The sequence below is a fragment of the Vulcanococcus sp. DEBay_Sum29NL08_54 genome, from assembly GCF_017859255.1.
GTDB lineage: Bacteria > Cyanobacteriota > Cyanobacteriia > PCC-6307 > Cyanobiaceae > Vulcanococcus.
This window is the reverse complement of the sequence record NZ_JAFMNJ010000048.1, coordinates 1-9215: the sequence shown is the minus strand read 5'-3', so window position 1 is coordinate 9215 and position 9215 is coordinate 1. Positions and strand designations below refer to the sequence as shown.

10 protein-coding genes are annotated in these 9215 nt (G+C 56.5%); 4 read left to right on the top strand and 6 right to left on the bottom strand.

Annotated elements, in window-relative coordinates:
• Nucleotides 1-101: 101 nt before the first annotated feature.
• Together QZ186_RS10720 and QZ186_RS10715 are read right to left on the bottom strand one after the other, a co-directional pair.
• Entirely contained in the window at nt 102-524 is a 423-nt protein-coding gene (locus QZ186_RS10720) for a hypothetical protein (protein ID WP_296416747.1), read from the bottom strand.
• Nucleotides 525-941: 417 nt separating this feature from the next.
• Nucleotides 942-1397 carry a hypothetical protein gene (locus QZ186_RS10715; protein WP_296416746.1) on the bottom strand — a complete coding sequence of 152 codons (456 nt, stop codon included), beginning with the start codon at nt 1395-1397 and terminating at the stop codon, nt 942-944.
• Nucleotides 1398-1813: 416 nt separating this feature from the next.
• Here QZ186_RS10715 and QZ186_RS10710 point away from each other — a divergent pair, with 416 nt between their 5' ends.
• Together QZ186_RS10710 and QZ186_RS10705 are read left to right on the top strand one after the other, a co-directional pair.
• Nucleotides 1814-2098 (top strand): hypothetical protein, encoded by a 285-nt coding sequence (locus tag QZ186_RS10710; protein WP_010316168.1) that lies wholly within the window; start codon nt 1814-1816, stop codon nt 2096-2098.
• Nucleotides 2099-2293: 195 nt separating this feature from the next.
• The gene (locus tag QZ186_RS10705) at nt 2294-2560 is read left to right on the top strand and encodes a hypothetical protein (protein ID WP_296416745.1); all 267 of its coding nucleotides are present in this window, start codon (nt 2294-2296) and stop codon (nt 2558-2560) included.
• Nucleotides 2561-4615: 2055 nt separating this feature from the next.
• Here QZ186_RS10705 and QZ186_RS10700 read toward each other — a convergent pair.
• Nucleotides 4616-5875 carry a cytochrome P450 gene (locus tag QZ186_RS10700; protein ID WP_247477699.1) on the bottom strand — a complete coding sequence of 420 codons (1260 nt, stop codon included), beginning with the start codon at nt 5873-5875 and terminating at the stop codon, nt 4616-4618.
• A 322-nt stretch (nt 5876-6197) separates the two neighbouring features.
• Complete coding sequence (locus QZ186_RS10695) at nt 6198-6449, bottom strand: hypothetical protein (protein WP_296416744.1); 252 nt, start codon at nt 6447-6449, stop codon at nt 6198-6200.
• Between the two features lie 121 nt (nt 6450-6570).
• On the opposite strand from QZ186_RS10695, the gene QZ186_RS10690 reads away from it, so the two are divergent.
• Nucleotides 6571-6870 carry a hypothetical protein gene (locus tag QZ186_RS10690; RefSeq protein WP_247477695.1) on the top strand — a complete coding sequence of 100 codons (300 nt, stop codon included), beginning with the start codon at nt 6571-6573 and terminating at the stop codon, nt 6868-6870.
• 525 nt (nt 6871-7395) lie between these two features.
• Here the strand turns inward: QZ186_RS10690 and QZ186_RS10685 are convergent.
• On the bottom strand, nt 7396-7674 hold the full coding sequence (locus tag QZ186_RS10685) for a hypothetical protein (protein ID WP_296416743.1): 279 nt from the start codon (nt 7672-7674) through the stop codon (nt 7396-7398).
• A 458-nt stretch (nt 7675-8132) separates the two neighbouring features.
• On the opposite strand from QZ186_RS10685, the gene QZ186_RS10680 reads away from it, so the two are divergent.
• Complete coding sequence (locus QZ186_RS10680) at nt 8133-8315, top strand: hypothetical protein (protein WP_010316152.1); 183 nt, start codon at nt 8133-8135, stop codon at nt 8313-8315.
• Nucleotides 8316-8645: 330 nt separating this feature from the next.
• Here QZ186_RS10680 and QZ186_RS10675 read toward each other — a convergent pair whose 3' ends face one another.
• Complete coding sequence (locus QZ186_RS10675; protein WP_296416742.1) at nt 8646-9041, bottom strand: hypothetical protein; 396 nt, start codon at nt 9039-9041, stop codon at nt 8646-8648.
• Nucleotides 9042-9215: the final 174 nt, after the last annotated feature.

Genomic DNA, 9215 nt, shown 5'->3' with positions numbered 1-9215 from the left:
GGACTCACAGCCGACAAGCTGGCCAAGATTTCGGCCATGTCTCGCTTCTGAACAAAACTTGGAACGCGTTGACCGGCTTGGGCCGGCGCACCAAGGCGAGATCAGATTCCCAATAGTCCACGCAGGCCGGAGACAACCTTGCTCATCTCGGCTTCAGTAATCTGCCCCGACTCAAGTAATTGCTCAGCAAGGGCGATCTTGGCCCTGGCCTCCTGAAGCCTCAACAGACCCGAACACGTTTTTTTAAAGCCTGTTCCTCCAAGCGGGATCATTAGCGCCACACCGCCACCGAGATCGCTCTGGGTTCCAATATTGCTGCCATTGGAGAGAACAAGGCTATTGGTGTTATTGGAGAGCGCCAAGCTGTTGAGTTGCCGGCCATAGAAAACCAAAGTCGCCGGGGATCGGTCGGTTACAGAGCACGTACTGCCATCGTCGAGATCCAGTTCAATCTTGGGCTGGGGGGCGTACACAGAAAAATCCTCCAGCTCAAGCCGCTCACCACTTCTTACGGGACCACCCAAAAGCGCGAGCAGGATTCCGTAGCCAAGAGCATGGAACCACCAGCGCGACCATTTCGATCGATGCGCTCGACAACTGGCTGGTATATGACACATACAAAGTAAGGAGTTCGCGTCGAGATAGCGGGTTCAAAGGTAAGCAAGACATTCCTAAACTTATTCCGCGGTATTTTGAACTTTGCTGGCACTATCCTTACAGAGTCGGTGAGAATCGATCCCGGCGTCTCATCGTCGACTCCAGCTCCTTTGAGCCGCACAGTCAGTCGCACAGATTTTTTGTAGTCGTGGGACACACCAAGCTTGACTCTGACCCGTCCACTCTTAGCGCTGAACTCTCGCTTATCCAGAAAAGCGGTCTGGGCATTGGCATGCCCAGACCACAGGACTGCGATCAAAAGAAGAATCGCTCGAATCATTAATTCAGAGAGAGGTACAGGTTGCCGTGGCCTGGATCTCATAGTCACCAGCAGTCAAAAGCCCTGCACCATTGTTCTCGACAATGGAAGTATCGATAGCGCCATCAGAACGAATGACACCTCCAGACTCCTGACTAGAAGCTGAGGCACTACTAGAGTTGTTCGAGACCAGCGAAGCAAGCTGAATACTTGGAGTCGCTGCAGCAGCACCCGTAGGCGCACTTAACTGCAAGGCACTCAACACGATCTTGGAATTGCCATTCGCTACATAGCGATAAGAACCAGTGCCGCTCAGGCGGTCACCATCTGCCGAAGGTTGCATTGCGATTGGACCACCTTGGTTGCTGATATTGCAGAATGTCGCGATCGTTCCTGTGGCTTTAATCTCAGCCGAGGTAGAGGCGAGCAAAGGAGTCGGGGCCATCAAGGAGATGGCCAAGGCTGTTTTCAGAAAGTTCATGCAAAAGCTGCAAGGACCTTTTTTGTTCTACTGGTGAGAATTGACGCTGAGCGCCGGTTACCGCAGCCAAAGCAGATCTGCACCAAAAAACTGAACACTGTCGCCACACTGAGACGATTGCCCCGCAGGATGCTGAGAAAATGCGATGCATTCCCAAGACTTGCGCCTGGCTTTCCGGACCTCAGCCTCGAGGAGCATCCACTCCGCAGAGGTGGGCTCACCCTTGGACGTCTTGTAGGTGAGTCACAACTCGACGCTGCTTGTACGGGTGCAGAGCGTCAGCAACTGCTGCTCTAGCAGGATGATCGCTTTGATTGGTTCCAGCGCGGCGCACGCAGGAGCCGCCAATTCTCCAAGTCTCTTGCCATCTGAGCAGAGGACCGCAAGGCTGGGAGCACACACAGGCCACGCAGCCCGTGAGCACGAACCCTCAAAAAGACATCCGCGATCTCCAGCGGGAACTGGACAAGGAACAAGGTCACGAGCGCAAAGCGATTGTCAAAACGGCCAGCAACAAGAACCAGAAGGCAGGCAGCTTTGACGCGATAGCCGTTGCCGTTATTGGCCTAGTCCTCAGTGCCGTAGCAGTGGTCTCGGTTGGGCGAATGAGCGAAGTAGACCGACGCGCCCTTGCAATCGGCCTGACAAGCGGAGCGATTGGCCTGGCCGTTGGCTATGGAGTTGGTCGGATCAGGCGCTGACGATTCCGCCCCCAGCCCCACCTAGGCCATAACCGAGCTGGAGGCGCACCAAAGACCCGCTGCGTCCGAGCGGGGAATGGCATCGCTCCACCCATGGTCATGAGATATGGGTCAGGGAGCTGTTGCCTGACGCAGTTGCTCTTCCCGCTCCATTTTCTTTTGAAATCGGAGGGGCTGTTGGTGATCAGAGCGAGGATGGCTGCATCAGGGAGCGGACGACTGGCGATGACCGATGCCCAGAAGATCGTTCTCACCTCCGTGCTCTCGACGATGTTCGTGCCGGTGATGTTCCTGGCACCCAGCTTCTGCACAGAAGCGACCGGTAACTGGCAGTCAAGCCTGGGCGCCTGGCTCCCGAGCGCGTTAGCCGCTCCAGTCGCCACGGCTTTCCCAATAATTGGGTTCGCCCTTCCTTGCGGCCTCTTTGCCTGGCTCCTCTCCAGGATCTGGATCAAGAACTAACGCTTGGGTCGGGGAGCTCCTTGAGTCCTAAGCGATCAACCAGCTTCTGCTGACCACGAATGAATCGCTTGCGCTGAGGGCTGTCGTAGTCACCTTCGATCAGTTCCAGGAGATGTGGTTCAACCTCCCAGCCAGCGCGTAATCGGGTGCAGGCCTCCTCCCTGTCCATGGTCAGGACGACTCTCTCAGTCGTCGTCTGTTCTGATCTGGCTGCAGCAGCAGCAGGTCTTGATAGTCGGCAACGCACTCCAAGCACTCGCAAGGAACGCCATGGAGATCCCAGCGGTCCAGCGTGTAGCCAGTTAATGCGGCTTCGTCTTTGTGGAACTTGGTCACATTGAGGTGACGAAGGTCGAGTGAACGCTCTCGTGAATCACAGAGGGGCGCAGTCGTGCAAACCGCCCATGTCCTGGGGATCACACTGTTTTTGGTAGCCATTGCTCCTCAATCGCTAGATGTCTTCCACTTTCAAGCCGAAGAGGGATGCAGTCTCTGCTGATCAAAATGGAGATCAGAAGAGCAAATGGACGAGGCAGCAGAAGCGATTGGACTGGCTGGGTTCGGCGGACTCAAAGCCCAGCAAGGCAATGAGAATCAAGCAAATGTGACCCACATAACTGATGGGCGTATCTTGAAAGTCAATTCATTCCTTGCGCTCACGAGCACCCAGCCCTGCAAAACGTGTAGCGATCCCGAAGCCAGTCTTTAAAATGCTTGAGGAAGTGCAAAACCTGTAGAAGCCTGGTCAATAGTCATCGCGAGCTAGAGCAATGATCATTGTTCAGCGTTTTGACGCGGCAGGGCAAATATGGGTCGACGAGGTTGTGAGACATGCTTGGTGGAATGCGTACACCACCACAAAAGCCAGGTGCTGGGTTTCAGGGAGGAGTTACAGAATCGTGTCTGGACACAGCCGTGATGTGCTGCATGAGTTCCCGGTAGACGAGTACGGGAACTGCTGTCGACTGAAAGACTTGAGAGCTACAAAGAGCCAACTACATCCCTAAGGCACCAAGCGGCTAACCAGAAGTGAATGCAAAAGCTGGCGTCCTCTTTTCTGAGCAAAGAATGGAGGACCGGTGGCACCCGTCTTTTTTTGATCCCCCTCTCCGCTGCTGTGTCGCCTGAGCAGTGGCGTCCCGATCAACGTGGGTGCTTCTTCAGGTAGGCAAAAACCGTTTGGTCATGAGCCCTCGTCCAAGACTTGCGCCCGTGAATCGCAATCGCAAATTCAACAGCATCGATTTGCCGCTGTCTCTCGCGGTGCGATGCTGCATCGAGAGTTCGCATCATGCACTCGTTCATCAGACCCTAAAGCTGGCGTTCCTGACCTGAACCACCGCTGTCCTCAGTCATCAGTAAACAGTGCTTGAGGGAGCACAGGAAGCCTCTTCAGCACAAATGCATCAGACACCAGCAGATGAAATGCGGCTTAGGCCTACTTCACCTTTATCTCTCGCCAATCACTACGCTGGCACCAAAAGCGAGACCGAGAAATGGTGAAGACCCTGTCAGCATTCTTGATCACATTGGTTGCAGCATTGCTGCTCAATGTAGCGCTAGTTTCTCGACACTATGATCAAAAGCCGCGTCCATATGAACCCGAGAAAATAACCAGTGGAGACATAGTCCAGCTCAGCGTGCAGGAGTTACTCCCCCTAGAGATCAATCCAATCTTCGAACCTTCGACACGACGTCAACAACCAACCCAATAGCAGAAGCGACCAATACTTCGCATCTCCAGCCTGCGTCTTCCAATGCCAGGAAAACTGGCGATGACTTGGTTCTTTTCATGAACCCATCCGCTGCTGGATTGCCCGAGCAGCCGCTGTCATGAGCGTTGGACGAATGAGTGCAGTAGACCGACGCACCCTTGCGATCGGCCTGAGAAGCGGTGCTGTTGGCCTTGCCGTTGGCTATGGAGTTGCTCGGATCAGGCGCTGAGGATTGCACCCGCAACCCCACCTAGGCCATAACCGAGTTGGAGGCGCGGTGAAGACAGCGCTGTCCGAGCGGGGGCCCACCACATGGCCCCCAACAACTCGAACCTGAGGGTCAGCGTGCTGTTGCGCTCACCATCAGGCCTCCCCGTGGGATGGGGCTGGGCACCAGCTGCAGCGAAAGATCTTGATCCGGCTCCAGTTCAAGCTGAACCTGCTGCAACAAGCCAACGACCATCAAACGAATTTCCAATTCGGCCAGGGCTTTACCGAGGCAGACCCTCTCGCCACCGCCAAAGGGCAGCAGTGTTTGCCCAAACGAACCATCGAGATGGCGCTGCGGACGGAACTCCGTCAGGTCTGTGCCGCTGCTGGTCGCCGTTGGCGTGAGCGCCACCTGGATCACACTGTTCGCTGGCACGGCCACATCAGCCAGCTCAATCGCCTGCAGGCTGCGGCGAAAGAACCCACCCACCGGCGGGGTTTGCCGCATCACCTCGAGCACGGTGGCATCCAGCTTTTGTGACTGCACTGCTGTGGTCGCAGGCCACCCAGTGGCCATGACATCGCTCTGCAGCCAATCCATCACCTCCGGATGCAGCAGCAAGGCGCGAAACAAGCAGCTCAGCGATGACGCGGTGGTTTCGTAACCAGCGAAGAGCAGCAGCAGCAGTTGCTCCGCCAGATCGTCGTCCTCCAGAGGAATCCCCGCCTCATCCAGGCCACCACTGAGGAGATCGAGGCCACCTTGATTGCGGCCCTCCTTCAAGACATCTTTGATGCGCTTCAGCAACCGCTGGCGAGCTGCCAGGGCTTTGGCAAAGGGTGTGCCCGGTATCGCCAAGGGAATCGAGAACAGAGCCTTGGTCCAGATCTCAAAGTCAGCGAACAGGGCGTCACGGCGATCCGGATCGAGCCCCAACACCGTGGAGGCGATCACGGCAAAGGCGAAGCGGCGCATCCTCCCGGCCAGGGGAACTGGGCCACCAGCCGAGGTCAGCTCCTCTGCGAGCTCATCCACCAGGCCAGAGATCGATGGGGTGTAGCGGGCTAGGGCTGCACTGGAGAACAGCTGACCGACCACACGCCGGCGGGCCTTATGACCCGCTCCACTGCGGTTGGCGAGGGAACGACTGCCTAGCAGCTGTTTGACACTCTCAGGCCACCAGCCCTCAAGTAACTCGCCTTGGCGAAAGAGATCGTTGATCGCCCGTTCGCCTCGGATGAAGACGATGGGCTGGGTCAGCAGCTTGGTGGCAAAGACATCGCCATAGGTCTCAAAACGCCGCTGGGCAAAGCTCGGATCGCCGAAGAAATCAAGGGTTTCCTTCAGGCCGCTCACCGCACCGGTGTTGGGCAGGGGCTTGACAGGCATGGGCCCAGGCGCGCGCAGGCGATCAACTTATCGATTGGATGACGGCGTCAGCCAGAGGGGACTGGGCCATCAACACCGGGGCCGGCTCCGTCAACGCCTTCAGGTAGCGACGACGCTGCGCGCTGTCCTCTGGACGAGCCTCCTGTTTCGCGCCATCCAGGCCGGAAGGGCGCTGTCCATTCAATGGCTGCCGCAGTGAAGTCAAAAAAATCCCCCTGCCCACCGGAAAGTGTCAGGGGTGAGCTATTCCGTCCCCCCGTTTCGGGGTTGAGTGAATCATCTGATTGATCGTCACGATCGCGATAGCCCCATTTGGGGGTAATTACACAGCAGTAGCCGTAGAGGTCTTGCGTCGTTGGACGGCGTAGACGGCAGCTCCTGCGGCTGCAACGGCCAAGCCACCGCTGACCGCAAAGAAGACCAGGGTCTGAAGAAGCAGCAAGAGGGCGCCCAGACCTGAGAAGGTCGCAATCCGAATCTTGGACTTGATCAGAAGGGTCAGCAACAGAATCACCGTGGCCTTCAGGCTGAGGATCTTGGCTCCAGCAATGGGGCAAAAGGGGTTGAGCAGCATGACGGACCGAGCACTCCACCCATGCTGGTGCCGCCATCGCAGGAGCGCGAGGACAGCAGCAAGCAACACCCTCTGCCTGCGGCACTCCCTGATAGCGTCCAGCTCACACGGATGGGCGGCAATGCTGACTGGACTCTTTGGCGTATTACTCGCGGCCCTCTCCTTCGTTCAAGTGCCTCAGTGGGACAACGACTGGACAAAATGCTCTGTGTCCGTCCCCGACACCGCATGCCACTGGTATGTCGTCAATCCGGACAACACCTTCGGCAAGGGGTTCAGCTGGATCACCGCTCCTAAATTGGATGTTGCGGCGCTGCAAGATGTCGCAGCACAACATGAATTCACCGTTGAAAACGGTTACCAGACGACGGTTGAACTGATGGATTCCACCTCGTCAGTGAAGTACGGAGACGACTACTAAGCCTCAAGACCATCCTCGGGCCGGAGGCTGGAGGATTGAATCACTCTTCAAGGCGCGACTTACACTCCCTTCGTCGAGCGATAGTTGACACCGCGGCGCATCAGATTCGCTTCTTGAGTTGTACATTGAAAGAGGGCGTGGTGCCTGTTAACACACCAGGTTTCATGGCTATACCCCCACGGCGAGCCGAGCTCAGATGACGCCTCATGCTGGACACTGTTCAGCTGCGCAAGAGAAATCTCGACGATGATCTGATCGTCTAAAGGATCAACGTTGTAATCGAGCACAGTTCCCCCCAGTGCAATGGATGAAGAGGGGCCTCTGCAGAGTGATGATCCCCGCGGAGAACCTTGGAAGCAAAGGATCCTCCCTATGCCTTGAGGTGGCACTCCTCAGTTATGGCCTGCAAAGAGGGAAAGGGCTATGAGCATTTGAACGGATGCAGAACTCCGCCAAACGATGCACGGCTCCAGAGGAGCCTTTGCTCAAGGCTCTAGAGATCGCTGCCCATTGAACCGACGGTCTCTAAAGGACCATGAAAAGCTGGCCCTGAATTGAGCGCAGGCAGGAGCTCAGGATCCAAAACAAGCCGCTGATAACGCTTGGCCTGCGCGGACCAAAGGTCATCATGGCTGCTGTCCAATACAAGTGACCGATCTCCGGCAACAGGAAGCAGAATGAACTGATCAAACACGAGAAGAACTCAATAGCAAAAGATTTTTTGACGACAATCGGCACGCAAGAGGAGACGGGAAAACGAATGGTGCCTTGGAAAACAGCGGAGATATCAGAAGGAACGCTCATCCACTTCTTGATCAGCCAAGAACAGGCCCGAGAAGTTCTAAGCCGTAGTCAGCGGGAAACTGCTCGCAACAATGAAGCCGTAAAAATCCTGTCCTTGGTCCAGACAAACCCCAAAGCGGAGAAAAGACGCTTGAACACTGCCGTCACGCGCCCGCAATGGGGATTGGAATGAACGGGCCGTGGTCGCTGTGGGCGACAACAAACCGATATCTGAGCCTTACTCCGTGTATTTCAGTCGATGTGAGCGGCGACCATGCAGTGAAGGGCCGACGCAGCACGCCTGTGATGTCAGAGGTCAACCTAACACCGCACCGACAACAACCTGACTCTGCACAAGGGGCATCAGCATGGATGTCAGCGGCCAAGTCAGATCGAAGGACAACGGAAATTCTTCTAAAGCTTTTGGAACCCAGCACCAGAACGGCCTATCAAGAGTGTGGTTTCTGTTGCCTCAGGCAATGCTCGGTTTTGATGTGACCGCCCAAACTCCCCACGGTGAGAAGCGGGTGCACCTGGTCGCGATCAACGAATCCGTGGCCCTGAGCCTGGCCAAACGGGCCTTTGGCGACCATCCCCTGAGCATTCGCACCTGCACCGGGCCAACCCGCCGGCAGCGGGATTCAATCCCCATCGAGGACTGAGTCGCCAACTGACGCCTTGCCAGAAAAAAGCGCCCCCGAAGGGGCGCATCCAGCACTTGCGGCAACGATCAGAAAATCGGCACCACAACCCGGCTTAAACCGGCCAACTGAGCCTGTTCAAGACGCTTGGCCTTGAGGATCTGGGCGCGGATAAGGGCGAGAGTGTTCATGGCATGAGCCTCGAGATGACAGCCCCGTTCCCTGCTGTCAAATCATGCATCCCCAAAGGGGACGAACGTCTTCAAACTGTAGCGACTGCTACCGCTCAAAAGTGTGCCCTGGTGTACTCGGTCCTGCATTAAGGATTGCAGATGCTCAATGGCGCGCGGCTCATTGCGCGCTGTTCTGAATGTTTAGAAGTGCCTTGCCATCTGCACTGACGGAGACCTCGGTGATCACCGCAGGAGACCGTCCTTGAGCCTCCCAGCCAGGAGGGCCGCCGGAAAACCGAAAGACGAAACCCAGGGCATCGGCTCGCATCAAACAACGCTGACGCGCAAGCGTTGTCGAAAACATGCAGGCCGCCGGCACGTACTGACCCAACCCACCGTTGAGTGCCACTGCTTTTGTCCGCGCCAGATTCATTGCACGCTGAAACGCTGGCCCCTCCTTCTGCAAACGCTCGATCTGATCAAAGGTCTGCTGAACGCCCTGTGCACTGGCCTGGATGGGCATCAAGGGCACAACAGACAGGAGCAACAAGGCTTTCAAGAGAAAGCGTTTCATCTCTTTCCCTGCCAGAACAGAAAGAAGAATGAGCGAACTCTGGTGCAAGCCAGACCTGGAAGCAAGCACAGAAAAAAGCGCCCCCGAGAGGGCGCTCAGATCACAAGAGAATCACCCCCGGATCACCAGAGACCGCGCACGGGCTGCTTGACCGGCTCGGGAGCTTCGGCGGTG

What these genes read in the sequence shown, in the direction of transcription:
- QZ186_RS10715 (WP_296416746.1), bottom strand. Translation starts at nt 1,397, where the DNA reads ATGAACTTTCTGAAAACAGCCTTGGCCATCTCCTTGATGGCCCCGACT.
- QZ186_RS10705 (WP_296416745.1), top strand. Translation starts at nt 2,294, where the DNA reads ATGGCTGCATCAGGGAGCGGACGACTGGCGATGACCGATGCCCAGAAG.
- QZ186_RS10675 (WP_296416742.1), bottom strand. Translation starts at nt 9,041, where the DNA reads ATGAAACGCTTTCTCTTGAAAGCCTTGTTGCTCCTGTCTGTTGTGCCC.
- QZ186_RS10685 (WP_296416743.1), bottom strand. Translation starts at nt 7,674, where the DNA reads ATGAGCGTTCCTTCTGATATCTCCGCTGTTTTCCAAGGCACCATTCGT.
- QZ186_RS10695 (WP_296416744.1), bottom strand. Translation starts at nt 6,449, where the DNA reads ATGCTGCTCAACCCCTTTTGCCCCATTGCTGGAGCCAAGATCCTCAGC.
- QZ186_RS10700 (WP_247477699.1), bottom strand. Translation starts at nt 5,875, where the DNA reads ATGCCTGTCAAGCCCCTGCCCAACACCGGTGCGGTGAGCGGCCTGAAG.
- QZ186_RS10690 (WP_247477695.1), top strand. Translation starts at nt 6,571, where the DNA reads ATGCTGACTGGACTCTTTGGCGTATTACTCGCGGCCCTCTCCTTCGTT.
- QZ186_RS10680 (WP_010316152.1), top strand. Translation starts at nt 8,133, where the DNA reads ATGCTCGGTTTTGATGTGACCGCCCAAACTCCCCACGGTGAGAAGCGG.